Source organism: Streptomyces sp. NPDC020490 (assembly GCF_044335305.1).
In the GTDB taxonomy this organism is placed as follows: domain Bacteria; phylum Actinomycetota; class Actinomycetes; order Streptomycetales; family Streptomycetaceae; genus Streptomyces.
In genome coordinates this window covers 61,083-82,534 of sequence record NZ_JBIRUY010000001.1, presented here as the reverse complement: position 1 = coordinate 82,534, position 21,452 = coordinate 61,083, and the positions used below count along the sequence as shown (strand labels likewise).

The 21,452-nt window shown below is 72.9% G+C and carries 21 protein-coding genes, 1 pseudogene and 1 riboswitch; of the genes and pseudogenes, 12 read left to right on the top strand and 10 right to left on the bottom strand.

Going from position 1 to position 21,452, the window contains the following annotated elements:
- The first annotated feature begins 331 nt into the window (after positions 1-331).
- The 3 genes and pseudogenes from ACH4ZX_RS00365 (at position 332) to ACH4ZX_RS00355 (ending at position 5,020) form a co-directional block, all read left to right on the top strand.
- Positions 332-2,795, top strand: a pseudogene (locus tag ACH4ZX_RS00365) (SpoIIE family protein phosphatase).
- A gap of 56 nt (positions 2,796-2,851) precedes the next feature.
- The gene (locus tag ACH4ZX_RS00360; protein WP_398265111.1) at positions 2,852-4,078 is read left to right on the top strand and encodes a SpoIIE family protein phosphatase; all 1,227 of its coding nucleotides are present in this window, start codon (positions 2,852-2,854) and stop codon (positions 4,076-4,078) included.
- 216 nt (positions 4,079-4,294) lie between these two features.
- Positions 4,295-5,020 carry a lysophospholipid acyltransferase family protein gene (locus tag ACH4ZX_RS00355; protein ID WP_398265108.1) on the top strand — a complete coding sequence of 242 codons (726 nt, stop codon included), beginning with the start codon at positions 4,295-4,297 and terminating at the stop codon, positions 5,018-5,020.
- 57 nt (positions 5,021-5,077) lie between these two features.
- On the opposite strand, the gene ACH4ZX_RS00350 is transcribed toward ACH4ZX_RS00355, so the two are convergent.
- From ACH4ZX_RS00350 to ACH4ZX_RS00315, 8 genes are all read right to left on the bottom strand, one after another.
- On the bottom strand, positions 5,078-6,679 hold the full coding sequence (locus ACH4ZX_RS00350; protein WP_398265105.1) for an alpha/beta hydrolase: 1,602 nt from the start codon (positions 6,677-6,679) through the stop codon (positions 5,078-5,080).
- Between the two features lie 242 nt (positions 6,680-6,921).
- Entirely contained in the window at positions 6,922-7,647 is a 726-nt protein-coding gene (locus tag ACH4ZX_RS00345) for an urease accessory protein UreD (protein WP_398266626.1), read from the bottom strand.
- A gap of 74 nt (positions 7,648-7,721) precedes the next feature.
- Complete coding sequence (ureG, locus tag ACH4ZX_RS00340; protein WP_398265103.1) at positions 7,722-8,399, bottom strand: urease accessory protein UreG; 678 nt, start codon at positions 8,397-8,399, stop codon at positions 7,722-7,724.
- Between the two features lie 124 nt (positions 8,400-8,523).
- The gene (locus tag ACH4ZX_RS00335; protein ID WP_398265100.1) at positions 8,524-9,198 is read right to left on the bottom strand and encodes an urease accessory protein UreF; all 675 of its coding nucleotides are present in this window, start codon (positions 9,196-9,198) and stop codon (positions 8,524-8,526) included.
- The gene (locus tag ACH4ZX_RS00330) at positions 9,198-10,919 is read right to left on the bottom strand and encodes an urease subunit alpha (protein WP_398265097.1); all 1,722 of its coding nucleotides are present in this window, start codon (positions 10,917-10,919) and stop codon (positions 9,198-9,200) included. Before ACH4ZX_RS00330 ends, ACH4ZX_RS00335 begins: the two co-directional genes overlap by 1 nt.
- Complete coding sequence (locus ACH4ZX_RS00325) at positions 10,912-11,223, bottom strand: urease subunit beta (RefSeq protein WP_398265094.1); 312 nt, start codon at positions 11,221-11,223, stop codon at positions 10,912-10,914. The genes ACH4ZX_RS00330 and ACH4ZX_RS00325 overlap by 8 nt, the downstream gene beginning before the upstream one ends.
- 11 nt (positions 11,224-11,234) lie before the next feature.
- Positions 11,235-11,537 (bottom strand): urease subunit gamma, encoded by a 303-nt coding sequence (locus ACH4ZX_RS00320; RefSeq protein ID WP_398265091.1) that lies wholly within the window; start codon positions 11,535-11,537, stop codon positions 11,235-11,237.
- Between the two features lie 173 nt (positions 11,538-11,710).
- Positions 11,711-11,989 (bottom strand): type II toxin-antitoxin system Phd/YefM family antitoxin, encoded by a 279-nt coding sequence (locus ACH4ZX_RS00315; RefSeq protein ID WP_398265088.1) that lies wholly within the window; start codon positions 11,987-11,989, stop codon positions 11,711-11,713.
- Between the two features lie 98 nt (positions 11,990-12,087).
- Between ACH4ZX_RS00315 and ACH4ZX_RS00310 the strand changes: the two genes are divergently transcribed.
- From ACH4ZX_RS00310 to ACH4ZX_RS00295, 4 genes are all read left to right on the top strand, one after another.
- Complete coding sequence (locus ACH4ZX_RS00310) at positions 12,088-12,723, top strand: ATP-dependent Clp protease proteolytic subunit (RefSeq protein ID WP_398265085.1); 636 nt, start codon at positions 12,088-12,090, stop codon at positions 12,721-12,723.
- Positions 12,724-12,730: 7 nt separating this feature from the next.
- Positions 12,731-13,039: a hypothetical protein gene (locus ACH4ZX_RS00305; RefSeq protein WP_398265082.1), complete on the top strand. Its 309-nt coding sequence runs from the start codon at positions 12,731-12,733 to the stop codon at positions 13,037-13,039.
- Between the two features lie 334 nt (positions 13,040-13,373).
- A riboswitch (cyclic di-AMP (ydaO/yuaA leader) is annotated at positions 13,374-13,585 on the top strand.
- Between the two features lie 3 nt (positions 13,586-13,588).
- Positions 13,589-14,062, top strand: a complete 474-nt coding sequence (locus tag ACH4ZX_RS00300; RefSeq protein ID WP_398265079.1) for a C40 family peptidase — start codon at positions 13,589-13,591, stop codon at positions 14,060-14,062.
- Positions 14,063-14,144: 82 nt separating this feature from the next.
- Positions 14,145-14,738 (top strand): DUF6328 family protein, encoded by a 594-nt coding sequence (locus ACH4ZX_RS00295; RefSeq protein ID WP_398265076.1) that lies wholly within the window; start codon positions 14,145-14,147, stop codon positions 14,736-14,738.
- A 20-nt stretch (positions 14,739-14,758) separates the two neighbouring features.
- On the opposite strand, the gene ACH4ZX_RS00290 is transcribed toward ACH4ZX_RS00295, so the two are convergent.
- Positions 14,759-15,217: an ATP-binding protein gene (locus ACH4ZX_RS00290; protein WP_360753262.1), complete on the bottom strand. Its 459-nt coding sequence runs from the start codon at positions 15,215-15,217 to the stop codon at positions 14,759-14,761.
- A 214-nt stretch (positions 15,218-15,431) separates the two neighbouring features.
- On the opposite strand from ACH4ZX_RS00290, the gene ACH4ZX_RS00285 reads away from it, so the two are divergent.
- Positions 15,432-16,292 (top strand): helix-turn-helix domain-containing protein, encoded by an 861-nt coding sequence (locus ACH4ZX_RS00285; RefSeq protein WP_398265071.1) that lies wholly within the window; start codon positions 15,432-15,434, stop codon positions 16,290-16,292.
- 9 nt (positions 16,293-16,301) lie between these two features.
- A complete protein-coding gene (locus tag ACH4ZX_RS00280) occupies positions 16,302-16,529 on the top strand; it encodes a DUF397 domain-containing protein (RefSeq protein ID WP_398265068.1) in 228 nt (75 codons plus the stop codon).
- Between the two features lie 61 nt (positions 16,530-16,590).
- Here the strand turns inward: ACH4ZX_RS00280 and ACH4ZX_RS00275 are convergent, their stop codons facing one another.
- Positions 16,591-17,718 (bottom strand): 8-amino-7-oxononanoate synthase, encoded by a 1,128-nt coding sequence (locus tag ACH4ZX_RS00275; RefSeq protein ID WP_398265065.1) that lies wholly within the window; start codon positions 17,716-17,718, stop codon positions 16,591-16,593.
- 148 nt (positions 17,719-17,866) lie between these two features.
- Between ACH4ZX_RS00275 and bioB the strand changes: the two genes are divergently transcribed.
- The 3 genes from bioB to bioD are packed head-to-tail and all read left to right on the top strand — an operon-like array spanning position 17,867 to position 21,108.
- The gene (gene bioB, locus ACH4ZX_RS00270; RefSeq protein ID WP_398265062.1) at positions 17,867-19,117 is read left to right on the top strand and encodes a biotin synthase BioB; all 1,251 of its coding nucleotides are present in this window, start codon (positions 17,867-17,869) and stop codon (positions 19,115-19,117) included.
- Positions 19,110-20,390, top strand: coding sequence for an adenosylmethionine--8-amino-7-oxononanoate transaminase (locus ACH4ZX_RS00265; protein ID WP_398265059.1), 1,281 nt, complete (start codon positions 19,110-19,112; stop codon positions 20,388-20,390). The genes bioB and ACH4ZX_RS00265 overlap by 8 nt, the downstream gene beginning before the upstream one ends.
- 1 nt (position 20,391) lies before the next feature.
- Positions 20,392-21,108, top strand: coding sequence for a dethiobiotin synthase (gene bioD, locus ACH4ZX_RS00260; RefSeq protein WP_398265057.1), 717 nt, complete (start codon positions 20,392-20,394; stop codon positions 21,106-21,108).
- The last annotated feature ends 344 nt before the right edge of the window (positions 21,109-21,452 follow it).

The window sequence follows — 21,452 nt, the reverse complement described above, 5'->3', positions numbered from 1 at the left end:
GGGGGCGGCCCGCCCCCTGGGAGTGGCGGCCCGCGGGGGCGCCCGCCCCGGGCCCCCCCACCCCCCCGCCGCCCCCCCCCGCCCCCCCCCCCCCCCCCCCCCGGCCGGGCCTTCCCGCGTCTCCCGCGTGTCCCCCGCTCGCCTTCGCCTTTCGCCTTCACCTCCCCCTTTCGCCTTCACCCTCCACTCTCGCCTTCCCCTTCCGCTCTCGCCTTCCCCTTCCGCTCTCGCCTTCCGCTCTCGGCTCCCGTCGGCAGGGCTCCCGTGAGCCGGAAGGGCGAAGATTGAGACATGTGGTGGTAGACCACTCTCGACGACGGAGAGGTCGGCCGTGGGCATACACGAGGAGCGGAGCGTCGCTCGGCAGCGGTTCGACGTGGCTGATGCCGTGCCCTTCCTGCTGGACGCACAGGGCGTGGTGACGAGCTGGACCAGGGGAGCCCAGCAGTTGCTGCGCTACCACGCCTCCGAGGTGGTCGGCAGAGACGTCAGGGGGCTGCTGACCCCCCGGGACGCCGCTCGGGTGCCGGAACTGATCGAGCGCTGCCGCGAGGACGGCGGCTGGATGGGCCTGCTGACCGCCCGGCGCGGGGACGGGCAGCCGGTGAAGGTCATGGTCCGCATCACCCCGGCCGTCGAGTCGGGCGGTTTCGCACGCTGGCTGGTCCTGCTGTCCGACCTGGCCGGGGCGCCCGGCTGGGACATGAGCCGCACGGTCCTGGAGCAGGTGGTCACCAGCTCGCCGGTCGGCATGGCGATCGTGGACGGCGATCTGCGCTGCGTGTGGTCGAACGCCGCCCTGACGCAGTTCGGCGGCGGACCGGCCGAGAACCGGCTGGGGCGGCGGCTCGCGGAGATCCAGCCCGGTCTGGACTCCACGGGGATCGAGGCGCAGATGCTGCACGTCCTCAGGACCGGCGAGCCGGTGATCGGCTACGAGCATGTGGGCACCATCCGCTCCGCACCGCACCGCACCGGGAGACCGCGCACATGATGTCGTTCAGCCGGCTCGAGGACGACCACGGCCACCCGATGGGCGTCTACTACACGGTCATCGACATCACCGACCGGTACCGCGCCCGGCAGCGCGTGGCCCTGCTCGACCGGGCCGGCGAGCAGATCGGCCGGACGCTGGACGTCGTGCGGACCGCGCAGGAGCTGGCCGACGTGGCCGTGCCCGCCTTCGCCGACCTCGTCTGCGTGGACCTGCTGGAGTCGGTGCTGCGGGGTGCCGAGCCGGCGTCCGGGCCGCTGGACGACACCCAGCCGGTGCCGCTGCGCCGGGCGGCCACCGGTCGGTGGACGCCGGCGCCGCGGAAGCCGTCGTGGAGATCGGCGGGGTGGCGGCCTACCTGCCGGGTTCGCCCCCGATCCGCTGTCTGGTCACGGGCAAGTCCTATCGCGAGGAGCGGCTCGACCCGCTGGCCAGGGAGTGGGTGACGGACGTACCGGGCCGCCGGGAGACGGCCTTCCTGGAGTCCGGACTGCACAGCGTGGTGATCGTGCCGCTGCGCGCGCGGGGCGTGACCCTCGGCGTCACCGCCTTCTTCCGGCGCCGCCGCCAGGAGCCGTTCGACCAGGACGACCTGAGCCTCGCCGAGGACCTGGTGTCGCGGGCGGCCGTCTGCGTGGACAACGCCCGCCGCTACACCCGTGAGCGCGACGCCGCGCTGGTGCTGCAGCGCAGCCTGCTGCCGCGCCGGCTGCCCGAGCAGGGCGCGGTGGAGGCCGCCGCCTGCTACCGGCCGGCCGACGAGCTGACCGGACTCGGCGGCGACTGGTACGACCTCGTCCCGCTGTCCGGCGCGCGGGGCGCCCTCGTCGTCGGCGAGGTGCCCGGCCACGGCATCGACGCGGCGGCGGCGATGGGCCGGCTCCGCACCGCCGTCCGCACCCTCGCGGCACTGGACCTGCCGCCGGAGGAGGTGCTCGGGCACCTCGACGACCTGGTCGCCCGGGCGGCCCACGAGGAGGGCCTGGAACCGGACGTGCCGGGTGTCGAAACGTTCCGCTCCGTCGGCAGCGGCTGCGTGTACGTGGTCTACGACCCCGTCGACGGACAGTGCTCGATGGCCGCCGCGGGCCACCCGGCGCCCGCCGTGATCCTGCCCGACGGCACCGTCAGCTTCGTCGACCTGCCGGTGGGTCCGCCGCTCGGCACCGGCGGACCGGCCTTCGAGGCGGTCGAGCTGGCTCTCGCGGAGGGCAGCACGATCGCGCTGCACACCGACGGACTGCTGGCCCACGGGGAGGACTGGGCCGTCGACGCCGACCGCGGCCGGCTGCGCCGGGCCCTGGAGCGGGACGCGCCCTCGCTCGAGCTGCGCTGCCGCACGGTGGTCGACGCGCTCGTTCCGGCCCGCCCGCACGACGACGTCGCCCTGCTGATGGCCCGCACCAGGCTGCTGGGCGCCGGCCAGGTGGCGGACTGGGACCTGCCCCCCGACCCGGCCGTGGTCTCCCAGGCCCGCAAGGAGGCCACCCGGCAGCTGACCGACTGGGGCCTGGAAGAGCTGGTCTTCACCACCGAACTCGTCGTCAGCGAGCTGGTCACCAACGCCCTCCGGCACGCCTCCGGGCCCATCCGGCTGCGTCTGATCCGGGACAGCGCCCTGATCTGCGAGGTGTCCGACGGCGGCGCCACCGCTCCGCATCTGCGCCATCCGCGCACCACCGACGAGGGCGGGCGCGGGCTGCTGCTGGTCTCCCAGTTCTCGCAGCGGTGGGGGACCCGCTTCTTCGCAGAGGGCAAGGTCATCTGGGCCGAGCAGTCCCTGGCCGAGCCACCGGAGTGACACATGAACGGCATACCATGTGGAAAAATGATGATCCCGGTGGTGAGGCGGGAGCCATGAGCGAGGCGATCGACTACGCGGCGGTGTTCCAGACGCTGCCCGGCATGGTGGCCCTGCTCACCACGGACCTCGTCTACGCGGACGTCAACAACGAGTACGTGACCCTGTCCGGTCGCAGGCGCGAGGACCTGGTGGGCTGCTACCTCTTCGACGTCTTCCCCGACAATCCCAACGACTCCTCGGCCTCCGGCACGCGCAACCTGGCGGCCTCGCTGCGGCGGGTGGTGGCCACCGGCGAACGCGACGCCATGGCCATGCAGCGCTACGACGTGGAGAACCCGGAGCGGCCCGGAGAGTGGCAGGAGCGGTACTGGAGCACGGTCAACGCGCCGGTGCTCGACGCGGACGGCAAGGTGACGCTGCTGGTGCACCGCGTCGAGGAGGTCACCGAGCTGATCAAGGCCCGCGGCGGCCCCAGCGGCAGCCGCGCCCGCGTCCTCGAGGCCGAGCTGTATTCGCGCGCCCGCGAACTGCAGGCGGTCAACGAACGTCTCCGCCAGGCCCACGCCCACGAACGCGAGGTGGCGCTGGCGCTGCAGGAGGCGATGCTGCCCGCGTGCCGCCAGGTGCTCCACCTCCCGGCGGCGGTGCGCTACCGGCCCGCGATCGGCGCGCTGCACGTGTGCGGGGACTGGTACGACCTCGTCGACCTGGTCGGCGGCAACCGCATCGGCGTGTCCGTGGGCGACGTGGTCGGGCACGGCCTGTCGGCCGCGGGTGTCATGGGCCAGCTGCGCAGCGCGCTCAGCGCCGCCTCCCGCGTCGCGGACGGACCGGCGCAGGCCCTGAACGTGCTGGGGCGGTACGCGCACGTGGTGGACGGCGCCGAATCGGCCACCGTCGTCACGACGTTCATCGACCTGGACGCACGCACCATCACCTACAGCAGCGCCGGGCACCCGCCGCCCGTGCTGCTGCACGCCGACGGACGCCTGGAGTTCCTCGACCAGGCCACCGACCCGCCGCTGGACGCGTGCCCCGTCCCGCTCCCCAGACCGCAGGCCGCCACCGGCTACGCCTCGGGCGCCACGCTCGTGCTGTACACCGACGGCCTGATCGAACGCCGGGGCGAGGACATCGACATCGGTCTGGCGCGGCTCGCCGACTCCCTGAGCAGCCATCGCGCGGACGACCCCGAGACCCTCGCCGACGCCGTGCTGCTGGAACTGCTGCCGCCGGGGGGCGCGACCGACGACACGGCGCTCGTCATCGTGCGCCTGTGACGGCCCGTGCCGACCTGACGGGCCGTGCTGAACCGACGGGCCGTGCTGAACCGACGGGCCATGCTGAACTGACGGGCCGTCGGGGAACCCGGGTGGGGACCGAACGGCCCAGTTCCGGCAGGTTGTGCCAGCGCTTAGACTGGCAGCCCCACGACACGCCGGTTGACCTGCTGAAACGCGGCAGTCCACCGATCCGCCGGAGTGAGGAGTGACCTCTTGTTCTACTACCTGCTCAAATACGTGTTGCTGGGACCACTGCTGAGACTGCTCTTCCGGCCCCGGATCGAAGGCCTCGAACACGTCCCGGACTCGGGCCCGGCCATCATCGCGGGCAACCACCTGTCCTTCTCCGACCACTTCCTGATGCCGGCGATCATCAAGCGCCGCATCACCTTCCTCGCCAAGAAGGAGTACTTCACGGGTTCCGGCATCAAGGGACGCCTCACCGCCGCCTTCTTCCGCAGCGCCGGGCAGATCCCGGTCGACCGCACGGGCAAGGACGCCGGCCAGGCCGCGATCCGCGAGGGGCTGGGGGTGCTGCGCAGGGGCGAACTGCTCGGCATCTACCCGGAGGGCACCCGCTCGCACGACGGACGCCTGTACAAGGGCAAGGTCGGTGTCGCCGTGATGGCTCTGAAGGCCCAGGTCCCGGTGGTCCCGTGCGCGATGATCGGCACCTTCGAGGCGCAGCCGCCGGGGCAGGTCGTCCCGAACTTCCGGTCCGTGACGATCCGCTTCGGCAAGCCCCTCGACTTCTCGCGGTACGCCGGCATGGAGAACGAGAAGGCGATCCTGCGGGCCGTCACCGACGAGATCATGTACGCGATCCTGTCGCTGTCCGAGCAGGAGTACGTCGACGAGTACGCGGCCGTCGCCAAGGCCCAGCAGGCCTCCCCGAACGGCGAGAAGGCCCGCAGGTTCCCCCGGATGCCGCTCGGCTGAGGGACGAGGAAGGGGCGGCCGGACACCGGCCGCCCCCTCATGCCGTACGGCCGCCGGTCACGGCTTGGGCGTGGCGTGCGGGGTGCACGTCACGTCCGCCGCGTCCAGCTTGCCGGTCAGGAGGTAGTCGTCCACCCGCTGGTTGATGCAGGGGTTGACCAGACCGGTGACGCCGTGGGAGCCCGCGTCCTTCTCGGTGATCAGGCGGGAGCCCTTGAAGCGGTTGTGCAGTTCGACGGCGCCCTCGTACGGGGTGGCGGCGTCACGCGTGGACTGCACGATCAGCACCTGCGGCAGGCCCTTGTGCGTCTTGACCTCGACCGGCGTCTGCTGCTTGACCGGCCAGGTGGCGCACGGCAGGTTCATCCAGGCGTTGGCCCAGGTCATGAACGGGTAGTTCTTGTTGAGCTCGGTGTTGTCCCGGTCCCACTTCTTCCAGCTGGTGGGCCACTTGGCGTCGGTGCACTCGACGGCCGTGTAGACGGCGTTGCCGTTCTCCGAGGAGATGTTGCCCGCGGTGTCCGTGAGGTCGGGTGCGGCCGCGTCGACGAGCGCCTGGGTGTCGCCGGCGACGTACTTGCTGAACACCGTCGCGATGGGTATCCACGTCGAGTCGTAGTACGGCGCGCTCTGGAAGAAGGAGATCAGCTCGGCCGGGCCGACGACCCCGCCGATGGGGCTCTGCTTGGCGGTGGCGCGCAACTGGAGCCACTTGTCCTGCACGGCGTCGCGGGTGGTGCCGAGGTGGAAGGTGGCGTCGTTGGCGGCGACCCAGTCCTCCCAGTCCTTCCAGCGGCCCTCGAAGGCGACGTCCTGGTCCAGGTTGGCCTGGTACCAGATCTTCTCCCGCGAGGGGTTGACCACGCTGTCCACGATCATGCGGCGCAGGTGGCCGGGGAACATCGTGCCGTAGACGGCGCCGATGTACGTGCCGTAGGAGACGCCGAGGTAGTTGAGCTTCTTCTCACCAAGGGCGGCACGGATGACGTCCAGGTCGCGCACGGTGTTCGGCGTGGTCATGTACGGCAGCATCTCGCCGCTGCGCTCGTAGCAGCCCTCGGCGTACTCGCGGGCCAGCTTGCGCTGGGCCAGCTTGTCGGCCTCGGTGTCGGGCACCGGGTCCGCCTTGGGCGCCTTCACGAACTCCTGCGGGTCCATGCAGGAGATGGGCGCGGAGTGGCCGACGCCGCGCGGGTCGAAGCCCACGAAGTCGTACGCCTTGGCCGCGTTGGCCCACACGGCGCTCTTGGTGGTGACCCGGCGCGGGAAGCGCAGGCCCGAGCCGCCGGGGCCACCGGGGTTGTAGACGAGCGCGCCCTGGCGCTCCTGAGCGGTCCCGGTGTTGCCGATGCGGTCGACGGCGAGCTTGATCTGCTTGCCGTACGGCTTGGCGTAGTCGAGCGGCACGGTGACCCAGCCGCACTGGATCGGCTTCTCCAGCCCCCAGTCCCCGGGGCAGTCCTGCCAGTCGATCCCGGCCTTCGCGGCCCGCTCCGCCGCGATCGCGGCTCCGCGCGCCTCGCGGTCCTGGCCGTGCCGGGCGCCCGCGCTCGCGCTCGCCGAGGGCGCGGCGACGGCGCCGGCGATCAGCGTCGCCGTGACCAGCACTCCGGCCGAGCCGAGCGCCGCCACACGCCTCTTCGGTCTGATGTCCCTCAAGTGGGGCCTCCCCCTGCGTGGTTGCGGTTGACAGAGGGATCCTTCCGGCTGTGAACCGTCTGAGAACAGGGTTTGTTGACCTTCTTTGCCAATCCGATAAACGGATAGACGAATCCCGCTCAGCGGAGACGTGACGCTCCGCTGGACGGGCGGCGTTGTGCGGGTGAGCCGGCCGCGGCGCCGTCGTGGCCGGCCGCGCAGTTCCCCGCGCCCCTTCGGGGCGCTGCCCCACCTACGACCGCTCAGACGAGGACGGTCAACGCCTCGTCCAGGACGCGGCGCAGGCGGAGCGCGTCCGTGGCCACCGCGGTCACCAGCACGGCGGGCCCGGCGAGCGGCACCAGCGCGGCGCTCTCCCCGAGCATCCGCGCAGGCACCGCCCGGGTCGCGAACTCGGGCCGTACGACGACCAGTTGCCCCACGGCCCGGTGCCCGCCGAGCACGGCCGGACCGTCCCACCCGGCCGACGCTCCGGGCCCGCAGCCGAGCTCCTGGTCGAGGACCGTCCGCTGTCCGATCCGTACGGTGAGACGGCTGGTCAGCCGCCCGGGTTCCTCCCCCACGCGCCCCAGCACCTGCTCCTCGCGCAGCACCAGCCGTGCCGCCGGGCCCAGCTCGGCCCGCGTGGTGACGCGCAGGTCGCTCCCCCGAGCGGAGATCAACTGCTCCGGCAGCCAGTGCAGTTCGCCGCCGTCGGCGACGGTGAGCCGGACGTCGTAGCGGGCCTCGCCGCCCGCCTGTCCCGGCAGCGCGATGGTCGCGGCGGCCGACCCGACCCGCAGCCGGGCCCCGTCCCGCACATCGGCCCGCACGGTGAAGTGGTCTCCGCCGAGCGGGCCGCTCATCGCGCCGACCAGCATCACCCGCGCCTCGGCGCCGCTCCCCCGGGTGCGCCGCAGCGCGAGCGGCCCGTCGCTCTCCAGCACGGGCAGCGCGGTGCCGCCACGCCCGTCGCCCCGCGTCAGCATCCGCGCGGCCGCGCGCACCCCGGCCGCGCGCACCCCGGCCGCGGTCACGCCGGCCGCGGTCACGCCGGCCGTGGTCACGCCGTCCACGCCGCGAGTCGCGCCCGCACCCAGCCGGCGACCTCGCGCACGCCGCCCTCGCTCCGCAACGACTGCAGGACGACCGGCAGTTCGCCGCGCTGCGTCTTGGCGTCGGCGGCCATCCGCCCGAGGTCGGAGCCGACGTACGGCGCGAGGTCGGTCTTGTTGACGACGAGCAGGTCGGCGGTGGTGACGCCGGGGCCGCCCTTGCGCGGGATGTCGTCCCCGCCGGCCACGTCGATCACGAAGATCTGCGCGTCCACCAGCCCCTTGGAGAAGGTCGCGGTGAGGTTGTCCCCGCCCGACTCGACGAGGACGAGATCGAGCGGCCCGGCCTCGTCCTCCAGGTCCTCCACCGCCTCCAGGTTGGCGGAGATGTCGTCGCGGATCGCGGTGTGCGGGCAGGCCCCGGTCTCCACGGCGGTGATCCGCTCGGGCGGCAGCACCGCCTCGCGGAGCAGGAACTCGGCGTCCTCGCGCGTGTAGATGTCGTTGGTGACGACGGCGAGGGACAACTCGTCGCGCAGCGCCCTGCACAGGGCGGCGACGGTGGCGGTCTTGCCCGAGCCGACGGGCCCGCCGAGGCCGATCCGCAGCGCCCGGCGGGAGCCGTCGGGGCGCCGGGCGTCGGCGCTGACGGCGGAGGGGCCGTCGTGGGAGTGGTCGAGATGCATGGGTCGGCTCCTATGACGTTCCGAAGGTCTTCCGGCAGGGGTCCGGCGAATCCGGCCCGTCCGGCATTGTGTGTGGCGGCCGTTCAGGCCGGAGGGAGTCCGGGGCAGGCGGCGGTCCCCGGGGTCACGAGGCGAACAACCGCACGCCCCAGGCCGCATGCTCCTCCGCGCCGATCTCCAGCAGCGGGGCCGACGCCGCGGGCAGCGCGTCGACGCCCTCGCGGGCGACCCGCCGCGCCGCCTCGACCGCCCGGTCCGCGACGCGGTCCAGCTCCGGCGCCAGCCGCGCCAGCACCCCCGTCGCGTCGAAGGGGTCGAGGGCGAGCAGCCGCACGGTGGCGCTCGCCGGGCCGCTCACGCTCTCGTACGCCGCGCAGTGCGCCGCGTCCTGCGGCGAGAGGCCGGCTGCCCGTGCCGCCAGCCCGAGCACCACGGGCTGGTGCGCCCCCTTGGGGAACTCCTCGGCCAGCGCGTCGAGTTCGCCGGAGGGCCAGGTCGCCCGGGCGGCCCGCGTCAGCTGCCTGCCCAGCTTCCGCGCGGCCAGGCGCAACGCCGGCGAGGGCGTCCGCGCGTCGGCGGCGGCGTCCAGCACCGACGGGTCCACGCCGAGCACCGCCGCCGCGGCCGTCGCCGCCGCGACGAGGCCCGTGGTGTGCAGCCGGCCCCGGCAGAACTCCTCCAGACTCGCCGCCGACGTGATCCGCCCGGCCTTCACGGCCGCCTCCGCCCCGCCGGAGTGCGCGTGCCCTCCGGCGGGAAAGCGGCCGTCGGCCAGGACGAGAAGCGCGGCCCGGGACATCAGAAGAGGAAGTAACGCTGGGCCATGGGCAGTTCGGCGGCCGGCGTGGCCTCGACGAGTTCGCCGTCGATGTGCACGGCGAAGCTGTCGGGGTCGACCCGCACCTCGGGCCGCGCGGCGTTCTCGCGCATGTCCGCCTTGGTCACCCCGCGCGTCGAGTCGATGGCGGTGAACCGCTTGCCGAGCCCGAGCCGTTCCGGCAGCCCGTCCTCGATCGCGAGCGGGGCGACGAAGTTCAGCGAGTTGGCGGCCGGCGCCCGCCCGAACGCCCCGTACATCGGCCGCGGCAGGACCGGCTGCGGCGTCGGGATGGAGGCGTTGGCGTCGCCCATCTGCGCGTAGGCGATCTGGCCGCCCTTGAGGACGAGGTGCGGTTTCACGCCGAAGAACGCCGGCTCCCACAGCACCAGGTCGGCGAGCTTGCCGGTCTCCACGGACCCGATCTCCCGGGCCAGGCCCTGTGCGAGGGCCGGGTTGATCGTGTACTTGGCGACGTACCGGCGCACCCGCCGGTTGTCCGCCCGCCCGTCACCGGGCAGCGCGCCCCGGCGCCGCTTCATCACGTGCGCCGTCTGCCAGGTCCGCAGGACCACCTCGCCGACGCGGCCCATGGCCTGGGAGTCGGAGGAGATGATCGAGATCGCGCCGAGGTCGTGCAGGATGTCCTCCGCCCCGATGGTGGACGGCCGGATGCGGGACTCGGCGAAGGCCAGGTCCTCCGGCACCGCCGGGTTGAGGTGGTGGCACACCATCAGCATGTCGAGGTGCTCCTCGGCGGTGTTGACGGTGAACGGCCGCGTCGGGTTGGTGGAGCTGGGCAGCACGTTCGGCTGGGAGACGACGGTCATGATGTCCGGCGCGTGCCCGCCGCCCGCGCCCTCGGTGTGGTACGCGTGGATGCCGCGCCCGGCGATCGCCGCGAGGGTGTCGCCCACGAAGCCGGCCTCGTTGAGCGTGTCGGTGTGGATGGCGACCTGGATGCCGGTCCGGTCGGCGACGGTCAGGGAGGCGTCGATGACGGCCGGGGTGGATCCCCAGTCTTCGTGCAGCTTCAGGCCCAGCGCGCCGCCGCGGATCTGGGACAGCATCGCCTCCTGGGAGACGGTGTTGCCCTTGCCGAGGAAGCCGATGTTCAGCGGGTAGGCCTCCATCGCCTCCAGCATCCGCGCCAGGTGCCAGGGGCCGGGGGTGACGGTGGTGGCCTTGGAGCCCTCGGCCGGTCCGGTGCCGCCTCCGACCAGGGTGGTGATGCCGGCGGACAGCGCCTCGTCGGCGATCTGCGGGCAGATGAAGTGGACGTGCGCGTCGATGGCGCCGGCCGTCAGGATGCGCCCGTTGCCGGCGATGACCTCGGTCTCCGGGCCGATCACCAGGTCCGGGTGGACCCCGTCCATGGTGTCGGGGTTGCCCGCCTTGCCGATCCCGGTGATGCGGCCGTCGCGGATGCCGATGTCGGCCTTGACGACGCCCCAGTGGTCGACGACGACGGCGCCGGTGATGACGGTGTCGGGGGCGCCGTCCGCGCGCGTGGCACGCGACTGGCCCATGGACTCGCGGATGACCTTGCCGCCGCCGAAGACGGCCTCGTCGCCGGCGGCGCCGGGGCCGCCGCTGCGGTCCTCCTCGATCTCGATCAGCAGGTCGGTGTCGGCGAGCCGGATGCGGTCGCCGGTCGTCGGGCCGAACAGGTCGGCGTACGCGGCGCGCGAGATCTCAGGCATCGAGGGCACCTCCGGTCTCCCCGCGCAGCCCCGGCACGATGCGGGCGCCGGCGAGCGGGACGAGTTCGATGTCGACGGGGATCCCGGGCTCGAAGCGCACGGCGGTGCCGGCGGCGACGTTCAGCCGCTTGCCCCGGGCCGCGGCGCGGTCGAACTCCAGGCCGGGGTTGGCCTCGGCGAAGTGGTAGTGGGAGCCGACCTGGACGGGCCGGTCGGCGGCGTTGAGCACGGTCAGCCGGGTGACCTCGCGGCCCTCGTTGCAGACGATCGGGCCGTCGGCGAACAGGATCTCTCCGGGGATCATCGACGGCCCTCTCAGACGATCGGGTCGTGGACGGTGACCAGCTTGGTGCCGTCCGGGAAGGTCGCCTCCACCTGGACGTCGTGGATCATCTCCGGCACGCCGTCCATGACGTCGTCCCGGGTCAGCACCGTGCGCCCGGAGGCCATCAGCTCGGCGACCGTGCGGCCGTCGCGGGCGCCTTCGAGGATGTGCGAGGTGATCAGGGCGACCGCCTCGGGGTGGTTGAGCCTGAGCCCGCGGGCCCGGCGCTTCTCCGCGACGTCGGCCGCCACGTGGATCAGCAGCCTCTCTTGCTCGTGCGGCGTCAGTTGCACGTAACCACCTCACAGTCCTCGCTCCGGACCGTGCGGGGCCCGGTTGCCGCGGCCACGGGGCAAAGTCCCTGGTGGCGTGGGAGGGCAGGCTAGTTGGACCGGGTTTCCGGCACGTTAACCGAGCCGTGACCTTCCCGGCCGCCGCCCCGGGAGCCTCTACCCGCGCGCGGGGTCTACGACGCGCCCGGCCTCCGGTGCTCCGCCGCGATGCCGAACCGCCGGGGCTCGCGGGGCGCGGACGCGACCTCGCGGACCGTGGAGACCGCGCTGATCACCTGGTCCTCCGCCGGCTGGTCGAGCGCGTCGAGCCGTTCCAGGTCGGCGGCGGAGACGAGGGCGACGAGGGGCTTGCCGTGCCGCGTCACCACGACGCGCTCACCGCCGTACACCACCCGGTTGATCAGGTCGGCGAGCTCAGCCCTGGCTTGCGTCACCGGAATCTCGTAGGCCATACCTCCATCATAACGTCATGTACGTCCTGTACATTTTTTACAGAGACAGCTCCGGGGGGCAGCTCCGGGGACAGCTCTGTCGCGAGGAGGGGTATGCCATGACCCGACCGTCCGCCCGCCACGTCCTGCCCGGGTTCACCGAACGGACCGCGTCCGGGCACAGGCCGACGGATCCGTACGCGAAGCTGCTGGAGGAGCGGATCCTCTTCCTCGGCACGCCCCTCGACGACACCGCGGCGAACGACCTGACGGCCCAGTTCATGTACCTCGAGCACAAGGACCCCGGCCGGGACATCGCGCTGTACATCAACTCGCCGGGCGGCTCGTTCAGCGCCATGACGGTGCTCTACGACACGATGCGGTACGTCTCCTGCGACGTGGAGACGACGTGCCTGGGGCAGGCCGCCTCCACGGCCGCGGTGCTGCTGGCCGCCGGGACTCCGGGCAAGCGCTCCGCACTGCCGGGCGCGCGGGTGGTGATCCGCCAGCCCGCGCTCGCCGAGCCGGTGCGGGGCCAGGCGAGTGATCTGGCGGTGCAGGCGGAGGAACTGACGCGCAATCGCCGTCTCGTGGAGGAGATGCTGGCCCGGGCCACCGGACACAGCCGGGAGAAGATCGGCGCCGACATCGAGCGGGACCGGGTCTTCGACGCCCGGCAGGCCGTGGACTACGGCCTGGTGGACCGGATCGTCCCCGGCCGCCGGGCGCCCCTCGCCCCGCCCGCCGGGAGGTGAGCGGCCGGTGCTCCCGCCCGAACTCCCGCCGCTGCCCGCGCTGACCCGCGCCGAGGGCGAGCTGATCGACCGTTACCTCGACGTGGCCGACCTGCTCGGCCGCATCAATCCGGCCCGCCACGGCGACACCTACGGCGGGCTGCGGGCCGCGCAGGCGCTGGTGGCCCGGGCGGCCGAACTGCGCGACGCGCTCGCCCTGATGCACCAACGGGGCGAGACCGAACTGCACGCCCCCACCCTGGCGCGGGCGCTGCGGGTGCTGGACGGCGAGCGGCGCACCGCCCGGGTCACCGTGCCCCCGCAGTCCGGCACTTGAGGCACGCGCCGGGCGCGGGCCGCGGTCGCCCGGCGCGGTGTCCGGGCCGGGGCCGAAACGGACCAAACGGCGTACCGCCTTCCGGACTAGACACACCTCCTCTTTTTTGACCGGTCGGGTTGCGCAACGGGCCCGGCCCCAAGGCGGGATGAGGGCCTTCTTCGCTGGTCCGGGCGGTTTCGGAGGTGATGACGCGCGTCCGAACACAGCGGTGGGCACCCGAACGGGTGAGTGGTGAGTAACAACACAAATCCCCGTTTCCGTTGGGCTTTTCGGAAATCCGTGAGCCAAGATCCGTGTCTGACGACAAGTCCCCGCCGCCGCGGCGGGGCGATCCGGGCGGACGCCGAGTCCTGCCGCCGCCCGGATGACCGGTCGACAGGAGTGGATCGGCAGGAGTGGAGGACCCAAGCACGACGGGTCGCCGGAACGGTCACGCCATGACCGGGCCGAGCAGCCCTTGGGGTGAAGCCGCGCACGCGGCCGGGCAACTTCGCCAGCCCGAATCCGACAGGTCATCCTTCACAGGCGGCTGACGAAGGGTTGCGCATGACTGCGCTCAATCGTGTCCCGTCGATGATGGTCCGGGCCGGCACGGCCTCGGCCCTCACCATCGCCGCGGTGGGCGGCTCGGTCGTGGTCCCGGGCTTCGCCTCCGACGCGGCCGCCGCGACGCCCGCGACGAAGGCATTGCAGATCGCGGCTTCCAAGAAGGGTGCGCCCTACCGGTGGGGTGCCACCGGGCCGTACCGGTTCGACTGCTCCGGGCTCACGCTGTACTCGTTCAAGAAGGCGGGCAAGAGCCTGCCGCGTACCGCGGCCCAGCAGTACAACAAGACCCGCCACATCTCCGCCAAGAGCCGCAAGGCCGGAGACCTCGTGTTCTTCCATTCGGGTTCGTACGTCTACCACGTCGGCATCTACGCCGGAAAGGGGAAGATCTGGCACGCCCCGAAGACCGGGGACGTGGTGAGACTGCAGAAGATCTGGACGAAGAGCGTCTGGTACGGCCGGGTCAGCTGATCCTTGCGTGCGGTGGCGGCGCCCCTGACACGCCGCCACCCCACGAGGCGTGACAGGGCCCTGACCGGTTATCCGTTCAACCATGGCCGACCATGTCCCCTGCACCGCACGCAACGAGACCCCGCTGGAGCGCGCCGACCGCAATTTCGGCGAACTGCTCCAGGAACTGCGCGTCACCCAGACCGGCGTGCAGATCCTCTTCGCCTTCCTGCTGACCCTGGCCTTCACCCCGCGCTTCCCGTCCCTCGACCCGGTCCAGCGGGCCACCTACGTCACCACACTGCTGCTCGCGGTCCTCGCCGCCGCCCTGTTCACCGCGCCGGCCGCGCTGCACCGCTCGCTGTTCCAGCGGGGCGCCAAGCCGCGCGTCGTCCAGGTGTCCTCACGGCTCGCCACCATCGGCATGGGTGTGCTGGTGCTGGCGTTCACCGGCTCGGTGCTGCTCGTGGTGGACGTGACGACGGGCCGGGCGGGCGGCGTGGCCGCGGGCGCGGCCACCCTGTGCGTGTGCCTCGGCCTGTGGTGGCTGCTGCCTCGCCTGGTGCGGCGGGCGGGCCTGTCCGCCGAACAGCAGGCCCCGCAGCAGGGCGCGCAGCAGGCCGCGCCCGTCGTCAGGCAGCCGGGAGCGCCGCTGGACGGGGCCGTGCACCGGGAGCCGCCGGTACGGCGCCGCTGAACCCCCTCGCCCGAGCCCCGCTACGGCTCCTGCTGCCCGGCTGCCGGCACCGGCCGGGCCGGCACCTTCCACGGCAGTTCGACGGAGACGGTCTTGCCGCCCTCCCGGGTGGGGCGCACGCAGAGTCTGCCGCCGCACTCGGCGGTCAGCCAGCGGATGATCACCAGGCCGCGGCCGTTGTCCTGCTGGACGGCGGCGGGCAGCCGCTTCGGGAACCGGGGGTGGCTGTCGGTGACCCCGATGCGCAGCTGTTCGTCGCGGTCGAGTTCGAGTCCGACGGTGAAGGTGGGCGACTGCCCGAGGGTGTGCTGGACGGCGTTGGTGGCGAGTTCGGAGACGATGAGCCGCACGGTGTCGGCCACCTCCGTGTGCGGCGCCAGGCCCCACTCCGCGAGGGTGTCGATCGCGTAGGTGCGGGCCGCGCAGACCGAGGCGGGATCGCTCGGCAGAGTGACGGATGCTTCCAGATGGTCTGCCATGACGACGTCGTCCCTTTCCCCCGGGGCCGCTGGTCCGACACGGAGCGGATGGTTCGAGTACGGTCCCGGACTGGTGCTTCGCCGTCAGACTGCCATCACCGCACGGGTCACGGCTGGCGATCCACCGAGATATGCATATATCTGTCGCTCAAAGCGGTGAACTCTGCCACGAGAGACCGTATTGGGGCGCCTCATAAGGAGTAAGGAGGGACCCATGCAGCACGGTCCCGCGGTGCGCCGCAGGAAGCTGGGCGCCGAACTGCGTGCGCTGCGCGCCGAGGCGAGGCTCACCAGCGGTGAGGCGGCGCGGCTGGTGGGCTGGCACCAGTCGAAGGTCAGTCGTATCGAGACGGGCACCAGCGGGGTGAAACCGGCCGATGTGCGGTTGCTCCTGGACGCCTACGGGGTGTCCGATCCGCGGCTGCGCGATCTGATGCTGGTGCTGGCGGGCTCGGACGAGAACACCGGCCGGCACCACTGGTGGCACGCCTATCGCGGCATCCTGCCGCCGGACTACAGCGACTTCATCAGCCTGGAGTCCCAGGCCGACGCGATGCGCACCCTGGAGACGTCGGTGGTGCCGGGGCTGCTGCAGACGCCCGAGTACGCGCGGGCGGTGACCCGGGCCGCGGTCCGCGGGCTGGACGACGCGGGGCTCGACGCGCTGGTCGAGGTGCGCCTGGCCCGGCAGGAGGTGCTGCGGGCCGACCCGCCCCTGGAGTTCAGCGCGGTGCTGGACGAGGCGGTGCTGCGCCGGGAGATCGGCGGGCCCGAGGTCATGGCGCGGCAGCTCGAACGCCTGGTCGAGGCGGCGCGCCTGCCGCAAGTACGGCTGCAGATCCTGCCGTTCGGCGCCGGAGCACACGTCGGCGTCACCGGGTCTTTCGTTATTTTCTCATTTTCGAGCACTTCTGATCTGGACGTGGTTGTTCTAGACCACCTGACGAGTAGCCTCCACTTGGAACGGAAAGAAGACCTCCAGGCCTACACGGAGGCCTTCAACTCCCTTCAGATCCAAGCCCTTTCGCCCGAGGACTCATTGGATTACCTCGCCGGCACAGTCGTCGGCGGGTAAGGAGGCACCATGTCAGCACTGCCTCGGAACGTCCCCTCCAGCATCGTTCCGCACGGCGTGCGGTGGCTGCGCAGCAGCTACAGCACCGGTGCGAACAACTGTGTGGAGACGGCGGCGCCGCGGTCCGGCCCGTGGGCCGGTCTGCTCGCCGTCCGAGATTCCAAGGACCCGGCCGGGCCCGCACTGCTCTTCTCGCCGGAGAGCTGGGCCGGGTTCACGGCCGCGTTGAAGCACTGATCAGATCCGCGTCGTGCGGAGCAGATCCGCGTCGTGCGGAGCCCGGCCGTGTCACGCCGACTCATGGTCGAGTCCCGCCGATCACTCGCACCGCATGTTCGATCTGCGCCTCGGAGAGGTCCGCGCGGGCGGTCAGCCTGAGCCGTGAGACGCCGTCGGGCACGGAAGGAGGTCGGAAACAGCCCACGGCCAGCCCTGCCGCCCGGCAGTCGGCCGCCCACCGCACGGCCCCCTCCGGGGACGGCGCGCGCACGGAGACGACCGCGGCGTCCGGTCGTACCGCCTGCAGGCCGTCGGCCGTCAGGCGTGCGTGCAGGTCGGCCGCCACCGCGCGGGCCCGCGCCGCCCGCTGCGGCTCGCGGCCGAGCAGCCGCACGGCCGCCAGGGCGGCGCCCGCGGACGCGGGCGCCAGCCCCGTGTCGAAGATGAAGGTCCGGGCCGCGTTCACCAGGTGGTCGATCACCCGGGCGGGACCCAGGACGGCGCCGCCCTGACTGCCGAGCGACTTGGACAGCGTGACCGTGACGACGACGTCGTCGGCACCCGCGAGCCCCACCGCGTGCGGCGCCCCGCGGCCGCCGTCGCCGAGGACGCCCAGCCCGTGGGCGTCGTCGACGACCAGCCCGGCGCCGTGCTCCCGGCAGGCCGCCGCGAGCCCGGCCAGCGGCGCCGCGTCCCCGTCGACCGAGAAGACCGTGTCGGACACGACGACGGCCGCGCCCCGGTGCGTGCCCAGCGCCTTGCGCACCGCCTCCGGATCGGCGTGCCCGACGACCTGGGTGGTGCCCCGGGCCAGCCGGCAGCCGTCGATCAGCGACGCGTGGTTGCCCGCGTCGGAGACGATCAGCGAGCCGTGCGGCGCGAGCGCGGTGACGGCGGCGAGGTTGGCCGCGTAGCCGGAGGAGAAGACGAGCGCCGCCTCGACGCCGCAGAAGGCTGCCAGCTCGCGCTCCAGCTCGGCGTGCAGTTCGGTGGTGCCGGTCACCAGCCGGGACCCGGTCGCGCCGCCGCCCCAGACCCGCGCGGCCCGCGCCGCGCCCTCGGCGACCTCGGGATGACGGGCCAGGCCCAGGTAGTCGTTGCTCGCCAGGTCGAGCAGCGACGAATCGGCCGGACGGGGGCGCAGGGTCCGCACGAGTCCGGCACGCCGGCGCAGCTCCGCCTGCTCGTCGATCCAGCCGAACGCCATGGCTCCTCCGAGGGCATTTTTAGGCAGTGGACAGACCCTAGCCGCACGTCCCCCGGCCCATGATGTGGCGATACCCACACATCGAAGTGTCTCCGTTGTTCAAACTCTCCTTGGCCCCGGGCCGCCTCGTAGGACAGGATCGGCTCTCATGGACCTGTTGAACACGCTGGTGGACAAGGGGCTTCGGCGCGAGCTGCCGACCCGCGAGGAAGCTCTGGCCGTCCTCGCCGCTTCCGACGACGACCTGCTCGATGTGGTGGCCGCGGCCGGCAAGGTGCGCCGGCACTGGTTCGGCCGACGGGTCAAACTCAACTACCTGGTCAACCTCAAGTCCGGACTGTGTCCGGAGGACTGCTCGTACTGCTCCCAGCGGCTCGGCTCCAAGGCCGACATCCTGAAGTACACCTGGCTCAAGCCCGACGAGGCCTCCCGGGCCGCCGCGGCCGGTCTGGCGGGCGGCGCCAAGCGGGTCTGCCTGGTGGCGAGCGGGCGCGGGCCGACCGACCGCGACGTGGACCGGGTCTCGGACACCATCAAGGCGATCAAGGAGCAGAACGAGGACGTCGAGGTGTGCGCGTGCCTCGGCCTGCTCTCCGACGGCCAGGCGGAGCGGCTGCGGGAGGCCGGCGCCGACGCCTACAACCACAACCTCAACACGTCCGAGGGGACGTACGGGGAGATCACGACCACGCACACCTACGCCGACCGCGTGGACACCGTGCACAAGGCGCACGCGGCGGGCCTGTCGGCCTGCTCGGGCCTGATCGCGGGCATGGGCGAGACCGACGAGGACCTGGTGGACGTGGTCTTCTCGCTGCGCGAGCTGGACCCGGACTCGGTGCCGGTCAACTTCCTCATCCCGTTCGAGGGCACCCCGCTGGCCAAGGAGTGGAACCTCACGCCGCAGCGCTGCCTGCTCATCCTGGCGATGGTCCGGTTCGTGTGCCCGGACGTCGAGGTCCGCATCGCGGGCGGCCGCGAGGTGCACCTGCGCACGATGCAGCCCCTCGCCCTGCACCTGGCCAACTCGATCTTCCTCGGGGACTACCTGACCAGCGAGGGCCAGGCGGGCAAGGCCGACCTGGACATGATCGCCGACGCCGGCTTCGAGGTGGAGGGCAGCGAGCAGGTGACCCTGCCGGAGCACCGGGCGGCGGCCGGCGGAGGGTGCGGGTCGCACGAAGGCGCGGGGTGCGGGTCGCACGAGGGGGCCGAGGGCGCCGGGTGCGGGTCGCACGAGGGGGCGGAAGGCGCCGGGTGCGGGTCGCACGAGGGCGGAGGTGTCTGCGGTACGGCCGCGACGGCCGCAGCGGCGGTGCCGACGGCCGCCGAGCCGCGCACCGACCTGGTCGCGGTACGCCGTCGCGGCGCCGGAACGGACCTCGCGCCCAATGCCTGACCTGCCCGTCGCCGAACTGCTGGAGCTCGACCGGCGCCACGTGTGGCATCCGTACGGTCCGATGCCCGGCCGCGCCGAACCGCTCGTCGTCGGGTCGGCGAACGGGGTGCGGCTGCGCATGGCCGACGGCTCGGGCGAGCTGGTCGACGGCATGTCGTCCTGGTGGTCGGCGATCCACGGCTACAACCACCCGGTGCTGAACGAGGCCGCCCGCGAGCAGCTCGGCCGGATGAGTCACGTGATGTTCGGCGGGCTCACCCACGAGCCCGCCGTACGCCTGGCGAAGCTGCTCGTCGACATCTCGCCGGACGGCCTGGAGCACGTCTTCCTCGCCGACTCCGGCTCGGTGTCGGTGGAGGTGGCGGTCAAGATGTGCCTGCAGTACTGGCGCTCGCTGGGCCGCCCCGCCAAGCGGCGGCTGCTGACCTGGCGCGGCGGCTACCACGGCGACACCTGGCAGCCGATGTCGGTGTGCGACCCCGAGGGCGGGATGCACGAGCTGTGGACCGGGGTGCTGCCCCGGCAGGTGTTCGTGGACGCGCCGCCGGCGGACTGGGACGAGGCGTACGCCGAGCGGCTGCGCTCGGCGATCGGGGAGCACGCGGACGAACTGGCCGCGGTGATCGTCGAGCCGGTGGTGCAGGGCGCGGGCGGGATGCGGTTCCACTCCCCCGCGTATCTGCGGGTGCTGCGCGAGGCGTGCGACGCGCACGACGTGCTGCTGGTGTTCGACGAGATCGCGACCGGGTTCGGGCGCACGGGGACGCTGTTCGCGGCGGAGCAGGCGGCGGTGACGCCGGATGTGATGTGCGTGGGCAAGGCGCTGACCGGCGGCTATCTGACGATGGCGGCCACCTTGTGCACCTCCCGGGTGGCCGACGGCATCTCGCGGGGCGAGGTGCCGGTGCTCGCCCACGGCCCGACCTTCATGGGCAACCCGCTCGCCGCGGCCGTCGCCTGCGCCTCCATCGAGCTGCTGCTCGGCCAGGACTGGCGGGCGGAGGTCCGGCGGATCGAGGCGGGGCTGCGCGAGGGGCTGGCGCCGGCCACGGAGCTTCCGGGCGTGAAGGACGTACGGGTCCTCGGCGCCATCGGGGTCGTCCAGCTCGACCACGAGGTGGACATGACGGCCGCCACGGCCGCCGCCGTACGCGAGGGCGTGTGGCTGCGGCCGTTCCGCGACCTGGTCTACACGATGCCGCCGTACGTCACGGGCGACGCGGACGTGGCACGGATCACGCGCGCGGTGTGCGCCGCCGCACGGGAGGGATGACATGCCGGTACTGGTGATCACGGGCACGGGCACGGAGGTCGGCAAGACGGTCACCACGGCCGCCGTCGCCGCCGCCGCGCTGGCCGCCGGCCGGTCGGTGGCGGTGGTGAAGCCCGCGCAGACGGGGGTACGGCCCGACGAGCGCGGGGACGCCGACGAGGTGGCCCGGCTCGCGGGCGCCGTGACGACTGCCGAACTGGCCCGCTATCCGGAGCCGTTGGCCCCGGCGACGGCCGCCCGGCGGGCGGGACTGGCGACGGTCAGCCCGCACCAGGTGGCCGAGGCCGCGCAGAAACTGGCGGCCGGGCACGACCTGGTGCTCGTCGAGGGCGCGGGCGGGCTGCTCGTCCGCTTCGACGAGACGGGCGGCACCCTGGCGGACGCGGCCGCCCTGCTGGGGGCGCCGGTGCTGGTGGTCGCGCCGGCCGGGCTCGGCACGCTCAACGCGACCGAACTGACGGCCCGCGAACTGCGCTGCCGGCAACTGGAGCTGCTGGGCGTGGTGATCGGCAGCTGGCCCGCTGCGCCCGACCTGGCGATGCGGTGCAACGTCACCGACCTGCCGGAGGTCGCCGGCGCCCCGCTCCTGGGCGCCCTGCCGGCCGGGGCGGGGGCGCTGTCCCCCGCCGCCTTCCGCGCCGCGGCGCCCGGTTGGCTGGCCCCGCGCCTGGACGGTACCTGGGAGGCGCAGGCGTTCCGGACGCGCGAGGCCGCCTGAGCCCTGGTCCACCGGCGAACGACGCTTCCAGGGCCACGGCCACCGCTTTCCACGCCCGGGGCACCCCGCGTGCTCACCTCATCCACATCACCGCCCGCGTGGCCCGCTCAGCCCGGCGCCCGCCCGCAGCGATGTCCCTGGCGCACACCTGGACACACCTGCTGGCCACCGTCGGCGCACCGCCCGAGACACCCTGACATCACCGCCCCCGCCCATCATGGCCCTGCCCCCAGCCGAGTCGTGGGAGAAGCTGGGCGGACCAGCGGATGCACCCTGGCCACACTCGGCCGACCGCCCAAGAGCCCGTCCCGGAGATCGTCGGAGATCGTTTCGAGCGCAGGTAG

Bases quoted from the DNA above. Each gene is read 5' to 3' on its own strand.
- ACH4ZX_RS00360 (WP_398265111.1), top strand. From the start codon at position 2,852: ATGAGCGAGGCGATCGACTACGCGGCGGTGTTCCAGACGCTGCCCGGC.
- ACH4ZX_RS00345 (WP_398266626.1), bottom strand. From the start codon at position 7,647: ATGCTGACGCGGGGCGACGGGCGTGGCGGCACCGCGCTGCCCGTGCTG.
- ureG (WP_398265103.1), bottom strand. From the start codon at position 8,399: ATGCATCTCGACCACTCCCACGACGGCCCCTCCGCCGTCAGCGCCGAC.
- ACH4ZX_RS00335 (WP_398265100.1), bottom strand. From the start codon at position 9,198: ATGTCCCGGGCCGCGCTTCTCGTCCTGGCCGACGGCCGCTTTCCCGCC.
- ACH4ZX_RS00330 (WP_398265097.1), bottom strand. From the start codon at position 10,919: ATGCCTGAGATCTCGCGCGCCGCGTACGCCGACCTGTTCGGCCCGACG.
- ACH4ZX_RS00325 (WP_398265094.1), bottom strand. From the start codon at position 11,223: ATGATCCCCGGAGAGATCCTGTTCGCCGACGGCCCGATCGTCTGCAAC.
- ACH4ZX_RS00315 (WP_398265088.1), bottom strand. From the start codon at position 11,989: ATGGCCTACGAGATTCCGGTGACGCAAGCCAGGGCTGAGCTCGCCGAC.
- ACH4ZX_RS00310 (WP_398265085.1), top strand. From the start codon at position 12,088: ATGACCCGACCGTCCGCCCGCCACGTCCTGCCCGGGTTCACCGAACGG.
- ACH4ZX_RS00300 (WP_398265079.1), top strand. From the start codon at position 13,589: ATGACTGCGCTCAATCGTGTCCCGTCGATGATGGTCCGGGCCGGCACG.
- ACH4ZX_RS00295 (WP_398265076.1), top strand. From the start codon at position 14,145: ATGGCCGACCATGTCCCCTGCACCGCACGCAACGAGACCCCGCTGGAG.
- ACH4ZX_RS00290 (WP_360753262.1), bottom strand. From the start codon at position 15,217: ATGGCAGACCATCTGGAAGCATCCGTCACTCTGCCGAGCGATCCCGCC.
- ACH4ZX_RS00285 (WP_398265071.1), top strand. From the start codon at position 15,432: ATGCAGCACGGTCCCGCGGTGCGCCGCAGGAAGCTGGGCGCCGAACTG.
- ACH4ZX_RS00280 (WP_398265068.1), top strand. From the start codon at position 16,302: ATGTCAGCACTGCCTCGGAACGTCCCCTCCAGCATCGTTCCGCACGGC.
- ACH4ZX_RS00275 (WP_398265065.1), bottom strand. From the start codon at position 17,718: ATGGCGTTCGGCTGGATCGACGAGCAGGCGGAGCTGCGCCGGCGTGCC.
- bioB (WP_398265062.1), top strand. From the start codon at position 17,867: ATGGACCTGTTGAACACGCTGGTGGACAAGGGGCTTCGGCGCGAGCTG.
- ACH4ZX_RS00265 (WP_398265059.1), top strand. From the start codon at position 19,110: ATGCCTGACCTGCCCGTCGCCGAACTGCTGGAGCTCGACCGGCGCCAC.
- bioD (WP_398265057.1), top strand. From the start codon at position 20,392: ATGCCGGTACTGGTGATCACGGGCACGGGCACGGAGGTCGGCAAGACG.